Genomic DNA, 24,684 nt, shown 5'->3' on the forward strand with positions numbered 1-24,684 from the left:
GGAAAAATGAAAAAGAACCTATTAATATATCTTTTAACTATCGCAATGACTGCCACCACTGTTTCTTGCGATGATGAGTTTTTGGACCAAACTCCCACGGATGCTGTGGCAGCTGAAAGCGCTACCGCCACTACGGGTAGTCTTTTCCTCATTGTAAATGGTATACATAGATTGATGTATACGCGACAAAACTCTAATGGAAGAGGAGGATACTCTGCCATGATGATCCATAATGATGCACTGGGTGAAGACCTCGTGATGAATGCCCGTGCAAATAGTTGGTGGATCAATATGGCCAGTTGGAATGATCATACAAATGAAGCGGACAATGATACAAGGCATCCCTGGCGTGTATTATATAAAGTGATCAATAACGCGAATATAATTATTGAAGGTGCTGAGGGTGCTGTTGGGCCGGAGGAAGAAAGGAATGCTGCCTTAGGGCAGGCCCTGGCCTATCGGGCTTTTGCACATTTTAGAATGGTGCAGTTGTACGGTGAGCGATATGATCCGTCAGGGGCTAATGAGCAGTTAGGTATTCCTCTGGTGATCACCAAATCGACTAATGCCTCGGAAGGACAGCCACGTGCCACTGTCGCAGCGGTTTATACGCAAATCAACGAAGATCTGGATGAGGCTATTACACTTCTGGAAGGGTATGATCGTCCCAATACTTCACATATAGATCAGAGTGTGGCTCAAGGTATGAAAGCAAGGATAGCTTTGGTACAGGGAAATTATGAAGTGGCTTGGGAAATGGCTATAGCGGCGAGAGACGGCTATGAACTTATGGATAGTACTACTTACACCTCGGGCTTCAATGATTATACGAATGATGAATGGATGTGGGGTGGATTTTATAACGAAGAACAGGGTTCTGCATTTACTAACTTCATGGCATGGATGTCACGTAACTTCAGTTCATCGAATATCAGGGGCAACCCTAAGTCTATCAACAGCACGCTGTATGACATGATCCCAAAAACAGACGTCCGTTCAGCGGTTTTTGACCCTACCGGTGAGCACCCGAATTTACCGGCAGGAATTGAGATCAGTTCAAGACATAAGCGTTTTCCATATACTAATCAAAAGTTTCTTGCTTATGGGACAGGAGATAGCCGGGGGGATGTGCCCTATATGAGAGCGGCGGAGATGTACCTGATAGAGGCTGAGGCAAAAGCAAGGCTGGATGAAACCGGTGCGGCCGAGGCTTTGTTTGAATTAGCGGTTAACCGCGACCCGGCCTACACACTATCTTCGAACACCGGTCAGAGTCTTATTGATGAAATACTGATCCAAAGGCGCTGGGAGTTATGGGGTGAAGGTTTTCGGTTTAATGATTTAAAGCGCCTGAATGCGCCATTGGACAGGACAGGAGCCAATCACAATGCTTCTTTAATTAATAATCTATTGGAGATTCCGGCAGGTGACCCGCGTTGGCAGTGGAAAATTCCGCTGGATGAATTGAATGCTAATCCGGCCATTCAATCCCAAAACCCGTAGATGCTCACTACACTATAATTGCTCCCTGGAAAACAGGCTGCTTCGTAAATTCGAAGTAGCCTGTTTCTTTTAAGCTAAGTGTTTTTTGTAGTATGCTAAGATCAGATTTTACTTCACCTCAAACGAAGTACTCCCCATCTTGTAATCTTCTGTATATACTTCCAGCTGGTAAACCCCGGGCTCATATTCACTTCCCTTCTCATATTCAAATGTGAGTTGCTGTCGGCTATTGTCAAACAGTATTTCCTGGTTAGCAGTATAAAATGCCTCTTTATTATTGTACATGAATGTTCCTGATCCCTTAGCGACATCGAATATTACTTGTTCATTAGCATCCAATATGCGCACCAGAATATTTTTACCCTCGATAGGGGCAACCTCATTTTCAGCTATATTGAATACCACCTTTATTTTCTCTGCCTGACGTGCTTTAAAAGGGGATTCACGCTCTTTACCACGACTATTGATAGCGAAAATCTGAATATTTTCAGCCTTCAACTGAGAAGCCTGGGCTACTTTGGATGCCAGCTCTTCCTTAGATTCATTTAGTTGCGTTAATGAATCATTCAGAACATTTTTTTCTGTTTTTAGCGAGGTGTTTTCCGTAAGCAGTTCATCGTTGATCTCCTTCAGCTTTTCAATCTCTACATCCTTGGCTTTTAGCAATAACTCATATCCGTCGGCTTTATCTTTAAGATCCTGTATAGTCCTCCTGCTGGTCCTTCTGCTTTTGGATAATTCCGCTTCTATTTCTGCTTTAGCCTGCTCCAACTCCTCTACGTTACCACCCAACTGCTCTATTTCAGCTATCTTAAGGGCCAGTTCCTCATTGATATTGGTTAACCTTTGCATGGTAATGGCCAGTTCTTCTTCCGTATTGGCCAGCTGGTCTTCCTTTGCGATGCTTTCCTGGTGGTCCAGGTATATTTTTATCCCTTGAACGACAACTACGGCTACCAACACAATAATAATGACGATGGCTTTATTATTTTTCTTAGGTCGGACAGCCGATTCTTGTATCGGTTTATTTTCTTCCATGGTTGGTTTTTGATGCGAATGAGCGTAAAATTATCGTTTATTTAAGATTATTCAATAATTCACAGGCTTTTCTGACCCCTACTGGTCAGTTTCTCAGCGTATGACACATGATGAAACTTACTGGACGCAACGCTATCATAATAACCAGACACAGTGGGATACGGGTGCGGTTACCACTCCCTTAAAGGAATATTTTGATCAGTTAACGGATCAGACGCAAAGAATACTTATCCCAGGTTGTGGTAATGCCTATGAAGCAGCCTATTTATATCAGAGTGGTTTTAAGAATGTGGTGATAATAGATATAGCCCAACAACCGCTGGAATTATTTGGTGCAAATCACCCTGAATTCCCTAAAAACAGGTTAATTTGCCGTGATTTTTTTGAGCTCGAAGATAGTTTTGACCTTGTCATAGAACAAACTTTTTTTTGTGCCTTGCACCCATCACAAAGGCAGGCCTATGCTGTTAAAATGCATGAGCTCTTAAAACCTAATGGTAGGTTAGTTGGTCTCTTATTTGAAGATGAGCTTTATACAGATCACCCTCCTTATGGAGGAAGTGCTGATGAGTATCAGGCATATTTTTTGGACCATTTTGAATTCCATGTTTTTGAAAGGTGTTATAATTCTATAAAACCCCGGCAAGGGAGAGAATTGTTTATAAACCTTTTGAAAAAATAATCATCTAAATAGAGGTAATTTAGATGTTGCATTAAAAATAACAGGGGTCTGCGTTGAAGCAACTATTCATCATATTATTATGTCTGTCCTGTATTAGCGTCTCGTTTGGTCAGCGGAAAAAGGCCGGAGATGATGGTATGGACAGTGTTTTTGTGAAAGGCAGAAGTTTTTTGATCCTGGCAGATTCATCCCTCTATGTAGAAAATGACACTTTAATCATCCTTCCGGATTCGATTGCAGTAAAACTTAAGAAAGACGAAAGCCGGAGAAGTGAAGAGTTTTACGGGAAGATCAAAGAGCAGCTTTATAAAACAAAGTTTACTAAAAGACTTTATAAGATCATTTTTAAAGACCCCGGAAAACCTAAAGGTAGAAAGACACCTGTCGCTTCCAGAGGTCATAATTATGATCTTTTCAAAGGGAAGACAATAGATAAAGTATCCATTAAGAAGCTCGATATATTTGGTACCAGTATTAATGATACTACCAGGAGTTCAGATAACTGGTGGCTGAAAAGTGCCAATAAGCTTCACACCTATACCAGGGGGAAAGTAATACGAAATAACATTTTTTTTAAGAGCGGGGATAAGGTAGACCCGGATCTTATCATAGACAGTGAGCGGATCCTGAGGTCTTTACCTTTTGTCAGAGACTCACGTATTTACCTCGTACCGGGAGAATCAAAAGATAAAGTAGATGCCATTGTAATAGTGAAAGATGTTTGGTCTCTTTCTTTTGACGGGGGAGCCAGTGGTCCTGACGAATGGGATTTTGCATTGACAGAACGAAATCTTTTTGGTTTGGGGCATGAGTTAAGAAATGAGATCAATTTTGACGAACGAAATAAACCGAAGGCTGGGTATTCTGCTACTTATGCTATCAATAATATCAAAAATACGTTTATCACCGGCCAGTTTAATTTTGTACGGTCACAAGATCTGGACCGCACACAATTACATGTTTTCAGGAATTTTATTACGCCGGAAACAAAGTATGCCGGAGGTATTCAGATTACTAATCAAAATAACCTCGTGGAGCGTATAGAGCCTGATACAATACTGGGGTTTTTTGCAAAGTTCAACAACCAGGATTTCTGGTTCGGACGTTCTTACCAAATTGATCGGACAGAAAATGCACGTACTAACATTCAACTGGCTGCCCGATTTTCGCGTACCAGGTTTCTTGACCGTCCCTTTGTGAGTGAGGATACCAATCAACTCTTTTTTGATAGTAATCTTTACCTTTTTTCCATAGGTTATTCTCAAAGATCCTATGAAAAAAGCAGTTTGATACTTGGGTATGGACGTACAGAAGATATACCAGAGGGTATGTTATATCAGCTTACCTTCGGGCGCGATGCAAATGAGTTCAATACACGCGGCTACATTGCTACTAAAGCATCCAAAGGAGGGTATTTGGGTAGAATTGGCTATGTGCGGCCTGAAGTGGCGATAGGAGGCTTTATAAGACAAGGAAAGTTTGAACAAGGCATGTTAAGTTTTAACATGTCTTACTTTAGTTACCTCTACAGATTGAAACGATTGAATTTTCGTCAATTTTTCAATTTGGATTATACCATTGGTATCAGACGTTTTAACGATGAACTTATCACCATTAATGATGAATCAGGTATTCGTGGATTGAACAGTGTGTTCCTTAGAGGAACAAGGCGGCTGTCTTTCAAAAGTGAAACGGTACTTTTTACTCCTGTTTACTTCTTTGGTTTTCGAATGGCCTTATTTAGCTTTATAGATATAGCGATAGTCAATGGTAATTCGAAAACACTTTTCAGAAACCGGTTTTATCAGGGCTACGGTCTTGGCTTCCGGTTCAGAAATGAAAACCTGGCCTTTAATACGATCCAGATCCGCCTGGCATGGTATCCAAAAACACCAGGTGATGTATCTGATTACGATTTGGAATTTACCGGACGTACGTCTTTACAGATTGGTGACTTTGATGTACGGGAACCTGAGGTGTTGGAGTTCAGGTAGCTAAAGAATATAATCTTCAAAGTCCTACTGAAGTAGATATGTTGATGCCTCATTAATTCCCTTGCTTTGAAAATAGAATAGTACTGATCAAACCCTGAGTTGATTTAAATGGCTCAAAATCAGGTTTAAAAGATATTTGGCTGATGCGGAAGTTTTAGGAGATAAGCTGTTTAATGAGTTTGCCTATACGGATGCAGTAGAAGCTTATCAAAGGGCCCATGCAAAAAATACATCCTCCAACACATTGATATTAAAAATTGCAGAGAGTTATCGGAGGTTGAACGATCCGAAAAATGCATTAGCATGGTATGAGAAAGTATTAAATGACAAACCAGACGTAGCTCCTGAATATTACCTGCATTATGCAGAGGCGCTATCATCAGAAAAAAAGTATGCGGAAGCAAAGAGTTGGTACGATACGTATGGTGGTTTTAGTGCCGAAGATGGTAGAGTAAATAAAAAGATAACAACGATAAACGACCAGGAGGAGCTTTTCAGAAATGTAAGCTTCGTCACTACAAACAAGGCGGATTTTAACCAGGAAGGGTCTGATTTTAGTCCTGCATTTTTTGGATCAAAACTGGTGTTTGTTACTTCAAGACCTGATGACACGTCCATCCCTGTAAAATTTCTTTGGGATGACAGCCATTATTTAGAATTATACCAGGTGGATGAGAATGGGAATGTATCGGCCTTTGACAAAAAAATCAACTCAAAATATCATGAGGGGCCACTCGTTTTTTATGAAAATGACAACAAAGTAATTTTTACAAGGAACAACTATCACAAAGGTAAAATCACAACGGATAGGGAGGGTATTACCAAGTTAAAACTCTATAGCGCCGAATATAATGCAGAAGAAAACACATGGAACAACATTTTGCCACTTGATTTTAATAACGATCATTATTCTGTGGGGCATCCGGCGATAAGTAGTGATGGTAATTTTCTGTACTTCTCATCGGATATGCCCGGAGGATATGGAGGCACGGACCTTTATCGTGTTTACAATAAAGATAATAACTGGTGGAGAACCTGGGACCAACTATCAATACCGAAGGGAATGAGCTCTTTCCTTTCTTACATAATGATCGTGATCTATACTTCGCCAGTAACGGACATGGCGGGTTAGGGGGCCTGGATATCTTTGGGATAGACCTTACGGACGGATTTGACGGACGGATCAGTAATGTGGGATCTCCTATAAACAGTGCATTAGATGATTTTGGTATAATACTTCGTCCAGACGGTAAAACCGGATTTTTCTCGACGAACCGGGAAGAAAGTCTGAGTAATGATGATATCTATTCATTTACAACTACTCAACCTTTAATTGTTAGCTATTTCATAAAAGGAATAGTGTATGATAAAAATGAGAATACCCGGCTATCCGGTGTCCCTGTTACTTTAGTGCAAAATGGTGAGATCATTTCGCAGATAATGACAGACCAGGAGGGAGATTATAGTTTTCCGGTAAAACCCAATACTGCTTACGAATTGAAATCAGACAGTACCGGAGGTTATATTCCATCCGTTGAGACGGTGACGACCTTAGAAAGTGAAAAGAATAACATTTGGGAAAAAGACCTCTTTTTAACGAAAGACCTCGATTTTGAACTTTTAGTAGATATTAAAGAGAAGGAATCAAAAGAGCCTATTGATGGAGTGAAAGTCGTTGTAGTAGATAACCTGAATGGAAATACAATCATTGATCAGGTTACAAATGCGCAAGGACAATTGTTGTATTCCATGACAGATAAAGAGCTTAATGATAGGGTCAGTTATCAAATTAGACTTAGCAAAGACGGTTACTTAGGAAAAATAGAAACGTATAATGGTACACTGGATCAACCGGGCCGTCTGGACATCAGTAAATTTCTCGACTTATCACTTGACAGGATAGAAGTAGGTGCCGATCTCGGAAAGCTAGTCGATATTAAACCTATCTATTTTGATTTGGGTAAATATAATATTCGACCTGACGCTGCCGCTGAACTGGACAAGATTGTAGGAATTATGCTCGAAAACCCGGGAATAGAAATCGAATTGGGCTCACATACCGATAGCCGGGGAAGTGCGTCTTCCAATGCACGGCTCTCTGACAAAAGAGCTAAAGCTTCCGCAGATTATATTGTGTCCAGGGGGATAGAAAAGTCACGTATTATTGGGAAAGGATATGGTGAAAGTGTGTTAATTAATCGATGCTCTGACGGTGTCAAATGTTCAAAAGAAGAACATCAACTTAATCGACGAACAGAGTTTAGAGTGACAAAAGTCAATTAAAAAGCATGCTCCAGGTCATAGATTAACATGTTTATTATTTATAAACATTCTAAATTATTTCCAAAAATGGCGTTTTTGACAACTTAAAGGCGATTTTGAATCTGCACTACGTAAGCGCACGCAATATTGTTCCACCACCAACCAAATGCCCCAGAAAATATGTTTGAAATAAACCCTTCCAATAGTAGATTTGTCACCTGATAAGGTTGCACAAGTGTTGTGGCCTTGATAAAAATATAAAGCAAACATGACGCCGAAAATTTCACTGACACGCGTTTTATTTTTCGTTTTTTTCACATCCATACTCTCATTCCCTTTTATTAGTTCTGCTCAAGATGAAATTCCGACGGAAGAAGCCCGAATTTCTGAAGGAGAATCTCTTTTTAAAGGTAATTGTGCCAGTTGCCATAAAGTACATGAGAAACTGGTAGGTCCTGCACTAAAAGATGTGTATGACAGGGCTCCTTCCATAGATTGGATAGTGAACTTTGTATGGAATTCTCAAAAAGTCATTGCCAGTGGGGATGAATATGCAAATGCTCTATGGGACGAGTATAAACCAACTCAGATGACGGCTTTCCCTACGTTCAGCAGGGATCAGATACTTTCTATATTAGCTTATGTAAAGGTGGAGACCGAAGCAGGGCCGGCGGTAGCGCAGGTGGCCACAGATGCCACGACTGGTGCTGTGTCGGCTGGAGATGCCATTCCGTCATTCTATTTAAATACTATCATGATCGGTCTGGTCGTGGTACTGGTACTTATTTTAGTTGTACTTATCCTGATTACGACGGTTTTAAGAAAATACCTGAATCAGAAGGGAGACCTGGAAGCAGATGATGCGGAGATCATTAACAGTACCTTTAGTTTAGAAGGTTTGGTTAGAAGCAAGCCTTTCATCTTTCTGGTGACCTTTATCTTTGCTGCTGTTGTATTCAAAGTAACTATTAACCAGTTGTTTGCTGTTGGAGTACAGATAGGATATGCGCCCAAGCAACCTATTGCATTCTCTCACGAAATACACGCTGGTCAATACGAAATTGATTGTCAATATTGTCATACCGGAGTACGAAAAAGTAAGAGTGCCAATATTCCTTCTCCCAATATCTGCATGAATTGCCATAGCGCCATTAAGACAGAATCTCCTGAGATACAAAAGATATACGCGGCAATAGAGAATGACAAGCCTATTGAATGGATAAGAGTACATAATCTTCCGGATTTAGCTTATTTCAATCACTCTCAACACGTCGAGGTTGGGAACATTGAATGCCAGACCTGCCATGGTCCGGTGGAAGAAATGGAGGTAATCGGGCAACACTCATTGTTAACCATGGGATGGTGCATAGATTGCCATAGAAACACAGAAGTAAACACAAAGGATAATGCCTACTACGATAATCTTGTAGAGCTGCATGATGCTTCAAGTAAAGAAGCGTTAAAAGTTGAAGACATTGGTGGTCTGGAATGTTCTAAGTGTCACTATTAATTGATTTGATCAAGATTTATCAGCTACTTTAATATGAGCGACAATAAAAAAACTTACTGGAAGGGCATTGAGCAATTGACAAACGATCCTGCATTTGTTAAAAACGCCGAAAATGAATTTCCTGAGTTTCTGCCGATAAGCGATAACGAAGAAGGAGGTAGTAGTCGAAGAGATTTCCTTAAAATGATGGGGTTTGGTGTGGCTGCGGTCTCTTTGGCAGCGTGTGAAGCGCCCATAAGAAAAGCCATACCTTATGTGAATAAGCCTGTGGATATCGATCCTGGCGTTCCTAATTATTATGCATCTACCTATGTACAGGGTGGGGATTATTGTAGCATAGTAGTTAAAACACGGGAAGGAAGACCTATTAAAATTGAAGGTAATGAGCTTTCAAAAATCAGTCAGGGTGGAGTAAATGCGCAGGTCGAGGCTTCGGTTTTATCGCTTTATGACAATGAACGATTAAGGAACCCCAAAAAAGCAGGTGCTGATATTACGTGGGAAGAGTTAGATAAAGAAGTGGCTGCTAAGTTAAACAGTATTGCCACGCAGGGAGGTCAGATCAGGATAGTAAGCAATACGGTTTTGAGCCCTACTACCAAACGAGTAATAGAAGACTTCAAAACTAAGTACCCAACTACGCAACATGTGGTATATGATACCGCAGCAGCAGAGGGTATGCTGGTTGCCAATGAACAGTCTTTCGGTAAGCGAATGATCCCTTCTTATGATTTTAGTAAAGCCGATGTAATTGTGAGTTTTGGAGCAGACTTTCTGGGTACGTGGATTTCTCCTGTAGAATTTACAAAACAATACAGCAAGACGCGGCGACTGGGTGATGGTAAGAAAGAGATGTCACGACATTACCAATTTGAAGGTAACTTGTCTCTGACAGGAGCTAATGCCGATTACAGAACTCCCGTAAAGCCTTCTGAAGAAGCAAAATCAGTAGTAGCATTATACCAGGCATTGACCGGAAAAAAATCGTCGATAGCTAATATTGATAAAGCTGCTGCCGACTTGAAAAAGGCGGGTTCCAAATCATTGGTGGTATCAGGGTCTAATGATCCTGCGGTACAGGCCGTTGTAAATGCAATCAATACCATGTTGGGCTCTTATGGTACTACTATAGATGCTTCTAAGCCTGTATATTACAAGCAAGGTGATGAAAAGGCATTCGGTACTTTTGTAGCAGATGCCAAAGCGGGTAAAGTATCAGCCGTTATCTTTTATAATTGTAACCCTGTATATAATACACAATATGGTGCTGATATAAAAAATGCACTAGCTAAAGTTGCACTTAAAATATCTACTTCAGACAGGTTAGATGAAACGGCCGATCTGGTGGAATATATTGCTCCTGATCACCACTTTTTAGAATCATGGGGAGATGCCAACCCTTCCAAAGGGGTGTACAGTTTTGTGCAGCCTACCATTACACCAATATTCAAGACGCGTCAGGTACAGGAAAGTTTGCTGACCTGGGCGGGTGTAGAGAAAGTGGACTATTTCGAATATTTGAAAGGTGGTTGGGAAACAACATTGGTCGCACAGGGAATGTCATGGGACAAAGCGCTCCACGACGGTGTTATTGAAATAAGTGAATCGGGCACTGAGACCGATACAGGTACAGAGGAAGAAGGTGACTGGGTAGTTGGACCTCCGGCAAGCGCTTCGATACCTGATGCGATAAGTAAGATCAATACGAATTATAAAAGCTCGGGCACAGAACTTTCTATTTATCAAAAGATAGGAATAGGTGATGGTACTCAGGCTAATAGCCCATGGCTACAGGAAATGCCTGATCCGATCACAAAAGCTACCTGGGATAACTACCTTACAGTATCACAGGCATGGGCCGTGGAAAATGACGTTACTTTCGTAGAAGGCAAGAGTAACATGGCTAAACTTACGGTTGGAGACACTTCATTAACACTGCCGATAGTGATTCAGCCGGGTCAGGAGAAAGAAACAGTGGGTGTGGCTGTGGGGTACGGAAGAACCAGTGCCGGAAAAGTGGCTAATGGCAGGGGAGTAGACGTTTATCCATTGATCAGCAAAATCAACGGAATGTCTTCCTATAGTGTTATGTCCGGCGTTTCTGTGGAAGTATTACCCGAAATGTACCAGGTAGCACAAACTCAGACTCAGCAGACTTATATGGGGCGTGAGACGGTAATACAGGAAGCGACTCTTGGGGAATATCAGAAAGACCCTGGTGCTGGAAGATACCATCCTCATATAGCGACCTGGCAAGAAGAATCGGGTGAAACAAGCCCGGGAAATTTAAGTTTGTGGAAAGGTCATAAGTATAAAAACCATCACTGGGGATTAGCAATTGATTTAAATACTTGCACAGGCTGTAGCGCTTGCCATGTTGCCTGTCAATCAGAAAATAATATCCCTGTTGTAGGGCGTGAGGAAGTCATCAACCGACGAGACATGCACTGGATGAGGATAGACCGTTATTACAGTAGCAGGCCTGAGGAGGAAATGTCTGAATCAGAGCAAGGGATGATGGATTCCAGGAAGTTGGAACTTACAGCTTCTAATCCAGAAGTTACTTTTCAGCCTATGATGTGTCAGCATTGTAATAATGCACCGTGCGAAACGGTATGTCCGGTCGCTGCCACCACACATAGCACGGAAGGGTTGAACCAAATGACCTATAACCGTTGTATCGGTACAAGGTATTGTGCGAATAACTGTCCGTATAAAGTAAGACGTTTCAACTGGTTCAAATACCATGACAATAGCCAGTTTGAAGATGTTAATACTTATATGAGTAATGACCTCGGTAAAATGGTATTGAACCCTGACGTAACGGTTAGGTCTCGCGGGGTAATGGAAAAGTGTTCATTATGTGTGCAAAGGATCCAATATGGTAAATTGGAAGCTAAAAAAGAAGGGCGACGTCCTAATGATGGAGATATCAACGTGGCGTGTGCTTCGGCATGTCCGTCCGATGCGATTGTATTCGGAGATATGAACGACAAGGAAAGCCAGATATACAAGATGCTGAAGATCCAGGATACGGAAAAAGCTGACTATATTATAGAAAAAGAAATTGGTGAGCCCCGTGCCTACCATGTTTTGGAGGAAATAGGGGTTAAACCTAACGTTGCCTACTTAACAAAGATCAGAAACAAGGATAAAGCGTAATAGAGGAAAAAAAGTTAAATTATGTCAATTCCGATAGACGATATATTAGTAAATAAAGACCATGCTCCATCAGGACCTGTGGTGTCCTCATTGCGAGAACCGTTGGTGACCGGTGGAAAAACAGTTCATGATGTAACGGAAGATATCTGCCGGCAGGTGGAAGGTAAGCCAACTACCACGTGGATGCTGGGGATGGCAATATCTCTGGCCACACTTGCTGTTGGCGCTTATTGTGTCTTTATTCTTGTTTGGGAAGGTATAGGCGTATGGGGCCTTAATAAAACTGTGGGATGGGCCTGGGATATCACCAACTTTGTTTGGTGGGTAGGTATTGGTCACGCTGGTACTTTGATTTCAGCGATTCTGCTACTTTTCCGTCAAAAATGGAGAATGTCCATTAACCGTGCTGCGGAGGCGATGACCATTTTCGCTGTGATCTGTGCGGCCTGTTTTCCCGGATTGCATATGGGTAGATTATGGCTGGGTTTTTACTGGGCATTACCCTTGCCAAATACGTTCGGATCATTATGGGTGAATTTCAACTCTCCACTTCTTTGGGACGTATTTGCGATCAGTACTTACTTCACGGTTTCATTGGTATTCTGGTATATCGGTCTTATTCCTGATTTCGCATCTATTCGCGATCGGGCAAAAAACAATATATCGAAAGCTGTTTATGGTGCTTTATCCTTTGGGTGGGACGGTGCTGCTAAAACATGGATGAGATATGAATCCGTAGCGCTCATTTTAGCTGGTTTGGCTACACCACTGGTACTTTCAGTACATACTATTGTATCTTTTGACTTTGCTACCTCAGTTATACCCGGATGGCATACTACTATTTTCCCTCCATATTTCGTGGCAGGGGCGATTTTTTCCGGATTTGCTATGGTGTTAACACTCATGTTAATTACCAGGAAAACATTTAAACTGGAAGACTACATTACAATCAACCATATTGAGATGATGAATATAATCATCATTGTTACTGGGTCTATTGTAGGTATAGCTTATATTACTGAGTTTTTTATTGCATGGTACTCCGGAGTGGATGCGGAGCAATATGCTTTCCTTAACAGAATGACCGGACCATACTGGTGGGCTTACTGGACCATGATGACATGTAATGTTATCTCTCCTCAGCTATTCTGGTTCAAGAAGATCAGAACCAATATAGCGGCCACATTCATTCTGTCTATTATCGTAAATATCGGAATGTGGTTCGAGCGTTTTGTGATTATTGTAACTTCTCTCCATAGGGATTATCTGCCCTCAAGCTGGGCTATGTTCTACCCTACGATATATGATGTAGGTGTGTATTTGTTCACGTTCGGGTTGTTCTTTACGGCATTCTTATTATTTGCCAAATTCTTTCCTGTGATCAACATGGCAGAAGTTAAAAGTATTATAAAGTCATCTTCTTTAAAGCAGAAGAAATAAGATGGAAAAAAATAAACATTACGTACTAGGTGTATACGACGATGAGGATGTACTACTTTCAGCCATTGAAAAAGTGCGCGATAGTGGTGTGAAGATCCAGGAGGTTTATTCACCTTTCCCTGTTCATGGAATAGATGACGCTTTGGGATATAAAAAAACACGCCTTCCTATTGCTGCCTTTTTGTTTGGACTGCTAGGGACATCTCTAGCGCTTATTATGCAGGTTTCCATGTTGGGATTTGATTGGCCCATGATAATTGGAGGAAAAGATTTTGTTGCATTACCGCCATTCGTACCAGTGACCTTCGAACTTACCGTTCTATTGGCGGCGCTTGGCATGGTGGGTACATTTATGATCGTAAGTGATTTAAAACCTTATAAAAAGCCCAGACTAATGGACATTCGAATTACGGATGACAAACATGTAATGGCAATAGACCTGGCTGGAAATACACTGGCAAAAGAGGACATAAAGAAAATTGTCAATGCGACGGGAGCCAATGAAGTTAATGATAAGGATTTTGAAGATTAAGACTGTTCAGAACTAACATGAAAAAATACATACAATCGGTAGCAGTTTTGGCCATAGGAGCAGTACTCAGTAGTTGCGGCGCTGGCGGCGATAATCAGGGATTGGAATATGCGCCCAATATGTACCATTCAGTACCTTACGAGGCGTTATCTCAAGTTACAGATCCTGGCGCTGGTGAAGCAACACAGTTTATGAGTGATACGGAAGATGGTCATGGTGAGTACTACAACTCAAATCCGCACAACCCCAACAGAATGACCATGCGTGTACCTCCTGTGAATGCTGTGCCCAGATCACAAAAAGGATATCTCCCCTATACGCTTCATAAAGATAGCCTGGAACTTGCAGCACGTACACTAAAAAGCCCATTGACGGCTTCAGATGAAGCGATCTTAAAAGATGGTAAAGTTCTTTATGAAAGATTTTGTGAGCATTGTCACGGATCAAAAGGTCAGGCAGATGGGTTGGTTGCTGAAAAATATCCTGGTGTCGCTAATCTTTCCGGTTTAGCATATCAAAACATCACTGAAGGACACATTTTTCATGTAATCACACATGGAAAAGGGTTAATGGGGGCCCATGGTTCTCAAATAAGCCCTGAGGAGCGATGGGAGATCGCTAAGTATGTTAAGAAACTTCAAAATCAATAGTTAGGATATCTATTCAGATATGGCAAATACAACCGAATTAACAGAAGAAAGATTTTCATTTACCGCAGGAGCCAAGAAAAACCTGGTGATTATAGCGATTGTAGGTATTGTACTTACAATATTGGGTACGTTTATGGCTATGTCATCAGGCGGTCATGATACAGATGAAGGACACGCGATTACAACGTTTAATGAAAATGCACTTGTAGCCAGTATTGACGATAATGCACCAGCTGCCGATGAACATCATGCAGAAGAAGGGCATCATGGAAGCGCCCCCTGGCTGAAGCGATTATTTTCTAACCTTTGGATCAATAATGTTTATTTTACCGGCTTAGGAATTATTGGATTGTTCTTCGTAGCTATTCAGTATGCTGCTCAGGCCGGGTGGTCAGCAGGAATGAAACGCATACCGCTTGCTATGGCACATTGGTTACCATTTGCCGGTATTCTGATGCTGGTATCCTGGTTTCTGGTAAAGTCAGATGTTTTTCATTGGACCCATGGAGATCTTTATCATGGTGACCATAAAGATGATATATTAATAGGTAAGAGTGCTATGTGGTTTTGGCCTCTTGAAATGGGCTCATTTCCCTTGTTTTACGTCATTAGGATGGTTATTTTCTTTGCGTTATGGTATTTGTTCTTTTTATGGATCAAGAAAGAAATGCTTGCCGAAGATATTGACGGCAACACCAGCCACTGGCTCAAGGCGAGAAAATATTCAGCTATTTTCCTGGTTATTTTTGCGGTAACATCATCAATAAGCGCATGGGATTGGGTAATGTCGATAGATCCCCACTGGTTTAGTACCATGTTTGGCTGGTACATGTTCGCAAGCTGGTGGGTGAATGGTTTAGCGGTGATTACGCTAATAGTAGTGCTCTTAAAGCAGAAAGGATATCTTAAGGTAGTCAATGCGAATCATTTACATGATATAGGTAAATTTATTTTTGGATTTAGCATCTTCTGGACCTACATCTGGTTTTCACAGTTTTTATTGATCTACTATGCTAATATTCCTGAGGAAACAGTCTATTTCATTCAGCGTATGGAGACCAGTCAATATAAATGGGTATTCTTTGTTAATATATTGCTCAACTTTGTGCTTCCTTTCTTGTTATTAATGACGAGGGATGCGAAACGGCATATGTCAATGTTAAAAGTTGTGTGTCCCATTGTTATAGGTGGTCATTTCTTTGATTTCTATTTGATGGTAACGCCGGGAGTGATGCAAAATGATGGAGGATTTGGGTTTATGGAAATAGGAATGTTTATGGTGTTTGCCGTGGCCTTTTTGTTTGTTACATTGACCAACCTGGCAAAAGCTCCGCTGTATGCCAAGAATCATCCCATGTTACAAGAGAGTTTACATCACCATATTTAAAATTTAAGGGTAGTACTAACGAATAAAATATGTTTCAGTTTATCATAATTCTTGGGGTAGTTCTGCTGTTAGTAATCCTGTTTACTTTATTCAGGATCAGCAGATTGGTAAGTGTGGTAAAGGGCTCTGATAAAAAAGTTGCTTCAACCAGTAATAAAGTGAATGCAGCGCTTTTCATGGTCTTTTTGATTGGAGGGTTTGGATTTTTCTTCTGGTATTCATGGACTTATTTTGATGATTATAATCTTCCGGTGGCGTCAGACCATGGGGTATGGACAGATACATTGTTCTGGGTAACTATGGCAGTTACGGGTATAGTTTTTATAATAACGAATGTGTTATTATTTTGGTTTAGCTATGCTTATCAACACAAGGATGGTGTAAAAGCGAAATTTTATCCTGACAATGTGAAGTTAGAGCTGTTATGGACGGTTGTACCTGCCATTGTTCTGGCTGGTTTGGTATTCACAGGTTTGCAAGCCTGGAATGATATTACAAGTGCAGCCTCTGAAGATGCTGAAATTGTGGAAATTATGGGGTACCAATTTGCCTGGGGGGTACGTTACCCTGGCGTGAAGGACAATGCATTGGGTGAGTATAATTACCAATTGATCGATGCTGTGAATCAATTTGGTATGGACCTCAAAGATAAAAACAGTTATGATGACTTCATGCCAATTGAAATGCATATTCCTAAAGGGAAGGAAGTATTGCTGAAGATCAGAGCAAGGGATGTATTGCATAGTGTGTTCTTACCTCATTTCAGAGTAAAGATGGATGCCGTTCCAGGTATGCCTACTCACTTTAAATTCACAGCTACAAAATCTACTCAGGATATGCGCGAGGAATTAGGTGATCCTGAATTTGATTATTTTGTTACCTGTACTGAAATATGTGGCAAAGGACATTTTTCAATGAAGTTAAAATTAGTTGTAGATGAGCCTGCTGATTTTGAGAAATGGAAATCAGAGCAACCAACCTGGTTGAAATTAAACCCGGACTATCTTTCAAAGGTGCCGGAGGAAAAAAGAGAACTGGCTAAGATCAAAGCCGGTATAGTAGAAGGAGATGAGAATAATTTGAAAGCGTCGATTTAATAGAGTAAAGATATGGCTACTGCGGACATTCATATTACACAAGAAGCACACCACGATGATCATGAGCATCATGATGAACATCATGGTAACTTTTGGACTACCTATGTATTTACTATCGATCATAAAATGATCGGTAAGCAATTCCTGATCACTGGTATATTCTGGGCGTTGATCGGAGGTGCATTATCGGTTATTTTTAGGCTGCAACTGGGTTTTCCAGATATGCAATTGGAGTGGATACGTCCTCTGTTGGGGCAATGGGTAACTCCGGAAGGAAAACTTGACCCGGAATTCTACCTTGCTTTGGTAACAATGCATGGTACTATAATGGTGTTTTTCGTTTTAACAGCCGGTCTTAGCGGTACATTTAGTAATTTCCTGATCCCGCTTCAAATAGGTGCGAGAGATATGGCCTCAGGCTTTATGAACATGCTGTCCTATTGGTTCTTTTTCATATCAAGTGTGATCATGTTCATATCATTGTTCATAGAGACCGGACCGGCATCCGGTGGTTGGGTAATTTATCCTCCACTCAGTGCACTACCGCAAGCAGTGAACGGTTCTGGTTTGGGAATGACACTTTGGTTGGTTTCTATGGCGTTATTCATAGTCTCTCAGCTATTGGGCGGTATTAACTACATTACTACTGTTATAAACCTGAGAACAAAAGGGATGTCTTTCTCTAAGCTGCCTTTGACGATTTGGGCATTCTTTATTACTGCAGTCATTGGATTATTATCCTTCCCGGTGTTATTTGCCGCCGCTTTATTGTTGATCTTTGATCGAAGTTTTGGTACCAGTTTTTACCTTTCTGATATATTTATTAATGGTGAGGCACTTCCTAACCAAGGTGGAAGCCCCATACTTTTCCAGCACCTGTTTTGGTTCCTGGGACATCCGGAAGTATATATTGTATTGCTGCCTGCCCTTGGTATAACGTCCGAGGTGATAGCGACGAATTCAAGAAAGCCTATTTTCGGATACAAGGCGATGGTAGGTTCTATATTATTTATAGCCATACTGTCTTTCGTCGTATGGGCACACCATATGTTCGTTACAGGTATGGATCCTTTCCTCGGATCGGTCTTTATGTTATTAACCCTAATCATTGCCGTACCTTCGGCTGTCAAGGTGTTTAATTATCTGACGACCTTATGGAAGGGCAATATCCGGTTTACACCGGCAATGTTATTTTCTATTGGGTTAGTATCTTTCTTTATATCAGGGGGACTTACAGGTATTTTCCTGGGTAATTCTGCTATTGACATACAACTACATGATACCTACTTTGTAGTGGCACACTTCCATTTGGTAATGGGTAGCGCTTCTTTCTTCGGATTGATGGCCGGTGTGTATCATTGGTTCCCTAAATTCTATGGAAGAATGATGGATGCCAAGTTGGGTTATGTTCACTTCTGGTTAACATTTGTAGGTGTCTACATGGTGTTTTTCCCAATGCATTACATAGGTATTGCCGGGTACCCCAGGAGGTATTATTCATTTACGAATTTTGATACCCTAAACACATTCAGTGATTTGAACATGTTTGTGAGTATTGCAGCCATCATTACGCTTGGTGCACAGTTCATATTCCTCTTTAATTTCTTTTATTCTATGTACAGGGGAAGAAAAGCTACACTTAATCCATGGGGCTCAAACACATTGGAATGGACTACACCGCTCAACCCGGGGCATGGCAACTGGCCTGGAGAAATACCAGCGGTATATCGTTGGCCTTATGATTACAGTAAGCCCGGAGCAAAAGAGGATTTTATTCCTCAGACCGTTCCTTTCTCCGAAACACCGGAATCAAACCTGCCTCATGAAAATGAGCTCATTAAGCTGGAATCAGATACGGACGAAGATGTGATCGTCGTGGATGAAAAATAGAGAATTTAAGCAGATCAGGCTGTTCCGAAGGATCAGCCTGATTACTTTAGTAGCAGTCTATCTATTGATCCTGGTAGGTGGTATTGTACGAAGTTCAGGATCGGGTATGGGATGTCCTGATTGGCCTAAATGTTTTGGTTCATGGGTGCCGCCCACATCGAAAGAACAGCTCCCTCCTGATTACAAAGACATTTACTCTGCCAAGAGGGATAACAAAAACAAGCGTTTTGCCAGTTACCTGACTACATTAGGGTTTCGAGAGACTGCCGATAAACTATTGGCAGATAAATCAATCCTGGAGGAGGCTGATTTCAATAAATACAAGACCTGGATAGAATATATTAACCGATTGATAGGAGCTATCATCGGTCTGCTCATTATAGCTACATTTGTAGCTTCCATACCTTTTTTCAAGAGTGATAAAAAGATCACCATTACAAGTTTTTCGATACTCTTACTGGTACTGTTTCAAGGTTGGATAGGGTCAATAGTGGTATCAACGAATTTGTTGCCCTGGATGATTACGATTCATATGTTCCTGGCCTTATTGATTGTGGCGTTATTGATTTATGTTTATCACAGTATATCATCAAAACATATAGCCTCTGACCCGCATCAAAAAACATACTGGTTAAAACTCCTGCTCATTGGGTGTATGCTCACTTCATTAATCCAGATTGCTTTCGGTACGCAGGTAAGGGAGTCTGTTGATCATGTTGCTTCGTCATTGCTTTATCAATCCAGGGAAACATGGATAGGAGAATTAGGGGTCGAATTCTTTGTGCATCGTTCGTTTTCATGGGTAGTATTTCTACTACATGTTATATTGATCTATCTTTTTAGAAAGTCACAGGTCAAGTCCAAACTTGTAACTTACTTAATTGTTATCCTTTTAGTGTCGCTGCTTTCAGGGGTTATCATGGCATATTGGGCGATCCCTCCCACAATGCAACCTGTCCATTTATTGGTGGGGACATTGGGTTTCGGCATACAATTTTTGCTATTTTTGAGGCTAAATCGAAATAATGCGGTTTTAACATAATGGTGGGTAATACATACGGATTTTCACGAATTTTGATTGTAGATAAACTGAAAGTTTATCTGGAGCTTGTTAAGATGAGGTTGTCTTTTCTTGTAGCTTTTTCTTGTGGTTTTGGTTATGTATTAGGCAGTGGGGGGCAGTTGATATGGACACATCTTTGCTGGTTAAGTTTAGGTGCTTTTCTTGTTTCAGGGGCTTCCATTACCATTAACCAGATCATAGAAAGAGACTTTGATAAGCTGATGTCCAGAACAAAGGGGCGTCCATTACCTACGGCGCGGATCTCTGTCCGTGAAGCAATGTTATTTGCAATTACTATTGCGGCAATAGGTATAAGCATTTTAATGTTTTACACTAATATGCTTACCACTTTGTTGTCTATCTTGTCCATGGTATTATACAGTTTTGTATATACTCCCCTGAAGAGAGTGGGGCCTATAGCGGTATTTGTAGGAGCTATTCCAGGTGCACTACCGCCATTGTTGGGATGGACCGCTGTAACCGGGATGATCACTTATGAAGCACTGATTATATTTGGTATCCAATTCATTTGGCAGTTTCCGCATTTTTGGGCCATTGCATGGGTGGGTGATGACGATTATCGCAAGGCAGGTTTTAAATTATTGCCTTTTGGTGGTAGAAAAGACTTGAATACAGCTATACAAATAATGGTATATACTTTATTTTTAATACCGCTGGGTTTGTTGCCTTTGAAGTTTGGTATTACAGGTGTGGATTCTGCCATTGTAGTGACCATATGTGGCGTTTTGTTTTTAAGCCAGACTTTTTCTTTGATGAAAGATGGCACCAGGCGTTCTGCTTTGCGGATCATGTTTGGTTCCATTATATATTTGCCTATTGTACAAATTGCTTATCTTCTTGATATGGTTTAAACCATGGGTAAAATGAATAATTCCAGTAGTAAAAGTAGATAGAAGATGACGGGAGATTTAAAACTTGTAGAGGAGCCTCAAAAGCAACTTTCAATGCATCCCAAGAAGTTTGCATTGTGGCTGTTTATCATAACAGTGATCATGATATTTGCCGCTTTGACCAGTGCTTATATTGTAAGGCAGGGTGAAGGGAACTGGATGGTATTCGAATTACCTATGGAACTATGGGTGACCTCTGGTATTATCTTGATGAGTAGTATTACAATGCATTGGGGGTATCTTGCAGCCAAAAGAGATGAATTGGAAAAAGTCAAACTGGCTGTGGGTATTACTACATTCCTTGGTGTTGCCTTTCTTGTTGGGCAGTTCTACGTCTGGGGAGCGCTGGTAGATAATAATGTGTTTTTGGTAGGTAACCCTTCCGGGTCGTTTTTGTACATTCTTTCCGGATTGCACGGCTTACACTTAGTGAGTGGTGTTATTTTTCTAATAATTGTATTAATTTCAACCTTTAAGTATAAAGTTCATTCAAAAAATATGACAAGGATGCAGATGTGTGCCACTTACTGGCATTTTCTGGATGCACTTTGGATATATTTGTTCATATTTTTATTATTGAATCATTAATTGATCGTTAAAAAGTAATTTATGTCTGCAACTGCACCTAGCATTAACGCACCCAAGAAGAGCATTTGGGATGGTGGCCAATCACCTTTTAAGGCGAGCTATGGAAAACTAATGATGTGGTTTTTCTTATTGTCTGATGCCTTTACCTTCTCAGCGCTTTTAATTACCTATGGTTTAATACGGTCAGCACACCCTGCATATGTCGGGGAGGCGGAAGCTTTTGCATTCTCACAGGAATATTGGCCGATACCGGAAAAAGTTTTTGAAGCGGTACCTTTTCTCCATGGGGTAAGCTTACCTCTGGTATTTGTAGGTATTATGACCTTCATTCTTATCATGAGTAGTGTTACAATGGTATTGGCCGTAGAAGCCGGTCATAGAATGGATAGAAAGGACGTAGAGAAATGGATGCTATGGACGATTATCGGAGGCCTTGTTTTTCTGGGGTGTCAGGCGTGGGAATGGTCGCATTTTATACATGGTACGGGTGGAGGCGGTGCAGGCCTTTCATGGAACGAATATGGTCCTCCTGATTTTGCCGCTTTTTTCTTTTTCATTACCGGTTTTCACGGGACACATGTGTTTAGTGGAGTAGTACTGAACTTTATTATTTATTACAATACGGTTACTGGTGTTTATGATCGCCGGGGGCATTACGAAATGGTTGAAAAAGTGGGGCTTTACTGGCACTTTGTGGATTTGGTATGGGTATTTGTTTTCACATTTTTTTACCTGGTTTAAGTTTTAAAGAGTATATATTATGCACGCAGAAAATACAACACACGTTCAACCTCAACCGGTAGATAAAGCAAAGATCAGAAAAATATGGGTTACTGCCGGATACATGGCATTGATCACTATACTGGAATTTATCGTAGCATTTACATTGCCCTTGGAGATGGCGACTACACGGGTTTCCATCTTTGTTTTGATGACCATTGTAAAAGCCTTTTACATAGTAGCTGAATTTATGCACCTTAAATACGAAATGAAAGTATTGATATGGTCAATACTCATTCCGATGGTTTTTGTCATTTGGATGTTAATAGCTTTCATTTATGAAGGGGCAGCGATTAACGAAATTCGATATTAATATTCACTGAATAATATAGAATGGGGCTAAGGTGAAAACTTTAGCCTTATTTGTTTCTAATGAAAAAAGTAGTCCAGGCAATATTTCTACTGCTCATTCTTATTGTACCGGTAGTGATTTTTCTATTCTTGAAGACATTTGGCGATAACAAGTTTTTTGTTCCGGTTTATCATCAGGATGGAGTAACCGCTCGCTTCGATGATTGCGATTTTGCAGAGGGTACTTTTACCGTACCGCTTAACAATAAAAATAATCAAAAGGCTAATATCACTGTTTTTTTTGAAGAGACGGCTGATTTTACCTCACAGGAACTGGTCAATATTTCTAAGCGTTTGAAAGCCACTTTTTCGAAACATATATCTTTTAATGCATTCGGTGAAGCTTCTTCTGAACAAGGTGAAATGATAAAATCAGAACAAAGTGAGTTGAAAAAACGCATGCATTGTAATTTTGCCACTGACACATTGAATCAATTTATCTTACATGATCAGAAAGGATATATCAGAGGGTATTATAATAATGACCTGGATGAGATAGACCGCCTCATCGTGGAGATCAAAATAGTATTGGAAAATGAGTGAATTATTAGCAACTAAGGAGGCGAAGTACAACAAAATTATTATACTACTTTCCGTTGTTATTCCTGTAGTAGTAGCTATACTATTTGGAGTGAAAGTAGAAGGGTATGATTTGTCTTTTTTGCCCCCCATTTATGCTGGCACTAATGCTTTGACAGCATTTCTTTTGGTTTTAGGCTTATGGGCCATTAAGAATAAAAAGAGAAAACTTCATGAAACCTTTATGAAAGTATGCCTGATACTCTCAGCGTTGTTTTTAGTTATGTACGTTTTGTATCATATGACGAGTGACCCAACGCCTTATGGCGGTGAGGGTGCTCTTAGGTACGTCTATTACTTCATATTAATCACCCATATAATACTGTCCATTGCTGTAATTCCTTTGGTGTTGTTCACTTTTACTAAGGCTTGGACGGAAAGGTTTGATAAGCATAAGAAGTTAGCCAGAGTCACCTTCCCGATATGGCTGTATGTAGCCATTACAGGTGTAGTAGTGTATCTAATGATTAGCCCTTACTACGTTTAAGATAGATTTAATATCTTGTAACTGAATGTATGGCAGACGATAGAAACATCATTGAACTAATAAAGTGCAAGTTCATGTTAGTATGGACAGGGCTGTTAATAAAGCGATAAGAAGGATTAAAACGAGGTGAAGATGAAGAAGACAATCATGGCATTTGTTTTTGTGATGCTTACAGCATTTGGCAGCTATGCGCAATGTGCAATGTGCCGGGCCACGCTTGAGAATAATGTGAGCAACGGTGACATAGGCATAGGAGCAAGTTTGAATTTTGGTATACTATATTTATTTGTGATGCCTTATCTTATCATTGGCGTGGTCGGATATCTGTGGTATCGAAACAGCAAAGCTAATGCAAATAAGCAACAACCGAGGCAGCGCCATACTTCATGGTAAATGTCCGCGCTGTAGAAAAGGTGGAATGTTCCCTTATACAGCTTATAACCTTATGAAATTCCATAAAATGAATCCGGATTGCCCAAACTGCGGATTGCATTTTGAGCGGGAACCAGGTTTCTTCTTTGGCGCTATGTACATCAGCTATGCCTTTTCTGTGGCTATTTTTGTAACAGTTGGTGTAGCATTAACTGTATTGGGTGATTATCCGCTTTATGTCTACCTTATAGGCATTATAGGTAGTGTGATTCTATTATTACCAGTAAGTTTCAGGTATTCCAGGATACTATTTCTTCACTTGTTTGGAGGAGTGAAGTTTGATACTCGGTACGGTAATTGAGCTAAATCACTTATATTTAATAAAGATCATAGTTTTGTAAGTTGA

Annotated in this window: 23 protein-coding genes; 22 read left to right on the forward strand and 1 reads right to left on the reverse strand. The window is 40.6% G+C overall.

What is annotated here, in order from left to right; all coding sequences use genetic code 11:
- Positions 1 to 6: 6 nt before the first annotated feature.
- Positions 7 to 1,503, forward strand: coding sequence for a RagB/SusD family nutrient uptake outer membrane protein (locus FNH22_RS02780; protein WP_143396797.1), 1,497 nt, complete (start codon positions 7 to 9; stop codon positions 1,501 to 1,503).
- 108 nt (positions 1,504 to 1,611) lie between these two features.
- Here FNH22_RS02780 and FNH22_RS02785 read toward each other — a convergent pair whose 3' ends face one another.
- Positions 1,612 to 2,541 carry a chromosome segregation protein SMC gene (locus FNH22_RS02785; protein ID WP_143396798.1) on the reverse strand — a complete coding sequence of 310 codons (930 nt, stop codon included), beginning with the start codon at positions 2,539 to 2,541 and terminating at the stop codon, positions 1,612 to 1,614.
- A 100-nt stretch (positions 2,542 to 2,641) separates the two neighbouring features.
- Here FNH22_RS02785 and FNH22_RS02790 point away from each other — a divergent pair, with 100 nt between their 5' ends.
- The 21 genes from FNH22_RS02790 (at position 2,642) to FNH22_RS02890 (ending at position 24,639) form a co-directional block, all read left to right on the forward strand.
- On the forward strand, positions 2,642 to 3,223 hold the full coding sequence (locus tag FNH22_RS02790; RefSeq protein WP_143396799.1) for a methyltransferase domain-containing protein: 582 nt from the start codon (positions 2,642 to 2,644) through the stop codon (positions 3,221 to 3,223).
- A gap of 53 nt (positions 3,224 to 3,276) precedes the next feature.
- On the forward strand, positions 3,277 to 5,217 hold the full coding sequence (locus tag FNH22_RS02795; protein WP_143396800.1) for a hypothetical protein: 1,941 nt from the start codon (positions 3,277 to 3,279) through the stop codon (positions 5,215 to 5,217).
- 136 nt (positions 5,218 to 5,353) lie between these two features.
- Positions 5,354 to 6,349: a PD40 domain-containing protein gene (locus FNH22_RS02800; RefSeq protein WP_185154055.1), complete on the forward strand. Its 996-nt coding sequence runs from the start codon at positions 5,354 to 5,356 to the stop codon at positions 6,347 to 6,349.
- The gene (locus FNH22_RS02805) at positions 6,244 to 7,500 is read left to right on the forward strand and encodes an OmpA family protein (protein WP_143396802.1); all 1,257 of its coding nucleotides are present in this window, start codon (positions 6,244 to 6,246) and stop codon (positions 7,498 to 7,500) included. Before FNH22_RS02800 ends, FNH22_RS02805 begins: the two co-directional genes overlap by 106 nt.
- A gap of 247 nt (positions 7,501 to 7,747) precedes the next feature.
- Positions 7,748 to 8,989, forward strand: coding sequence for a cytochrome c3 family protein (locus tag FNH22_RS02810; protein ID WP_143396803.1), 1,242 nt, complete (start codon positions 7,748 to 7,750; stop codon positions 8,987 to 8,989).
- Positions 8,990 to 9,022: 33 nt separating this feature from the next.
- Positions 9,023 to 12,151, forward strand: a complete 3,129-nt coding sequence (locus FNH22_RS02815; protein ID WP_143396804.1) for a TAT-variant-translocated molybdopterin oxidoreductase — start codon at positions 9,023 to 9,025, stop codon at positions 12,149 to 12,151.
- Between the two features lie 21 nt (positions 12,152 to 12,172).
- Complete coding sequence (nrfD, locus tag FNH22_RS02820; RefSeq protein WP_143396805.1) at positions 12,173 to 13,591, forward strand: NrfD/PsrC family molybdoenzyme membrane anchor subunit; 1,419 nt, start codon at positions 12,173 to 12,175, stop codon at positions 13,589 to 13,591.
- A gap of 1 nt (position 13,592) precedes the next feature.
- Positions 13,593 to 14,123, forward strand: coding sequence for a DUF3341 domain-containing protein (locus tag FNH22_RS02825; protein WP_143396806.1), 531 nt, complete (start codon positions 13,593 to 13,595; stop codon positions 14,121 to 14,123).
- Positions 14,124 to 14,140: 17 nt separating this feature from the next.
- A complete protein-coding gene (locus FNH22_RS02830) occupies positions 14,141 to 14,773 on the forward strand; it encodes a cytochrome c (protein WP_143396807.1) in 633 nt (210 codons plus the stop codon).
- 19 nt (positions 14,774 to 14,792) lie between these two features.
- Positions 14,793 to 16,160 (forward strand): quinol:cytochrome C oxidoreductase, encoded by a 1,368-nt coding sequence (locus FNH22_RS02835; protein WP_143396808.1) that lies wholly within the window; start codon positions 14,793 to 14,795, stop codon positions 16,158 to 16,160.
- Positions 16,161 to 16,189: 29 nt separating this feature from the next.
- Positions 16,190 to 17,257, forward strand: coding sequence for a cytochrome c oxidase subunit II (locus FNH22_RS02840; RefSeq protein ID WP_143396809.1), 1,068 nt, complete (start codon positions 16,190 to 16,192; stop codon positions 17,255 to 17,257).
- A 12-nt stretch (positions 17,258 to 17,269) separates the two neighbouring features.
- Positions 17,270 to 19,147, forward strand: coding sequence for a cbb3-type cytochrome c oxidase subunit I (locus FNH22_RS02845; RefSeq protein WP_143396810.1), 1,878 nt, complete (start codon positions 17,270 to 17,272; stop codon positions 19,145 to 19,147).
- The gene (locus tag FNH22_RS02850) at positions 19,137 to 20,189 is read left to right on the forward strand and encodes a heme A synthase (protein ID WP_143396811.1); all 1,053 of its coding nucleotides are present in this window, start codon (positions 19,137 to 19,139) and stop codon (positions 20,187 to 20,189) included. The genes FNH22_RS02845 and FNH22_RS02850 overlap by 11 nt, the downstream gene beginning before the upstream one ends.
- Positions 20,189 to 21,082 (forward strand): heme o synthase, encoded by an 894-nt coding sequence (gene cyoE / locus FNH22_RS02855; protein WP_143396812.1) that lies wholly within the window; start codon positions 20,189 to 20,191, stop codon positions 21,080 to 21,082. Before FNH22_RS02850 ends, cyoE begins: the two co-directional genes overlap by 1 nt.
- 45 nt (positions 21,083 to 21,127) lie before the next feature.
- Positions 21,128 to 21,709, forward strand: coding sequence for a cytochrome c oxidase subunit 3 (locus tag FNH22_RS02860; RefSeq protein WP_143396813.1), 582 nt, complete (start codon positions 21,128 to 21,130; stop codon positions 21,707 to 21,709).
- A gap of 21 nt (positions 21,710 to 21,730) precedes the next feature.
- Positions 21,731 to 22,450, forward strand: a complete 720-nt coding sequence (locus FNH22_RS02865) for a cytochrome c oxidase subunit 3 (protein ID WP_143396814.1) — start codon at positions 21,731 to 21,733, stop codon at positions 22,448 to 22,450.
- Positions 22,451 to 22,469: 19 nt separating this feature from the next.
- Entirely contained in the window at positions 22,470 to 22,802 is a 333-nt protein-coding gene (locus FNH22_RS02870; protein WP_143396815.1) for a cytochrome C oxidase subunit IV family protein, read from the forward strand.
- Positions 22,803 to 22,861: 59 nt separating this feature from the next.
- Positions 22,862 to 23,383: a hypothetical protein gene (locus FNH22_RS02875; protein ID WP_143396816.1), complete on the forward strand. Its 522-nt coding sequence runs from the start codon at positions 22,862 to 22,864 to the stop codon at positions 23,381 to 23,383.
- The gene (locus FNH22_RS02880; protein ID WP_143396817.1) at positions 23,376 to 23,906 is read left to right on the forward strand and encodes a DUF420 domain-containing protein; all 531 of its coding nucleotides are present in this window, start codon (positions 23,376 to 23,378) and stop codon (positions 23,904 to 23,906) included. The genes FNH22_RS02875 and FNH22_RS02880 overlap by 8 nt, the downstream gene beginning before the upstream one ends.
- Positions 23,907 to 24,038: 132 nt before the next feature.
- A complete protein-coding gene (locus FNH22_RS02885) occupies positions 24,039 to 24,299 on the forward strand; it encodes a hypothetical protein (protein ID WP_143396818.1) in 261 nt (86 codons plus the stop codon).
- Between the two features lie 52 nt (positions 24,300 to 24,351).
- On the forward strand, positions 24,352 to 24,639 hold the full coding sequence (locus tag FNH22_RS02890; RefSeq protein WP_255517967.1) for a DUF983 domain-containing protein: 288 nt from the start codon (positions 24,352 to 24,354) through the stop codon (positions 24,637 to 24,639).
- Positions 24,640 to 24,684 lie beyond the last annotated feature (45 nt).

Source organism: Fulvivirga sp. M361, assembly GCF_007097395.1.
Taxonomy (GTDB): Bacteria; Bacteroidota; Bacteroidia; order Cytophagales; family Cyclobacteriaceae; genus Fulvivirga.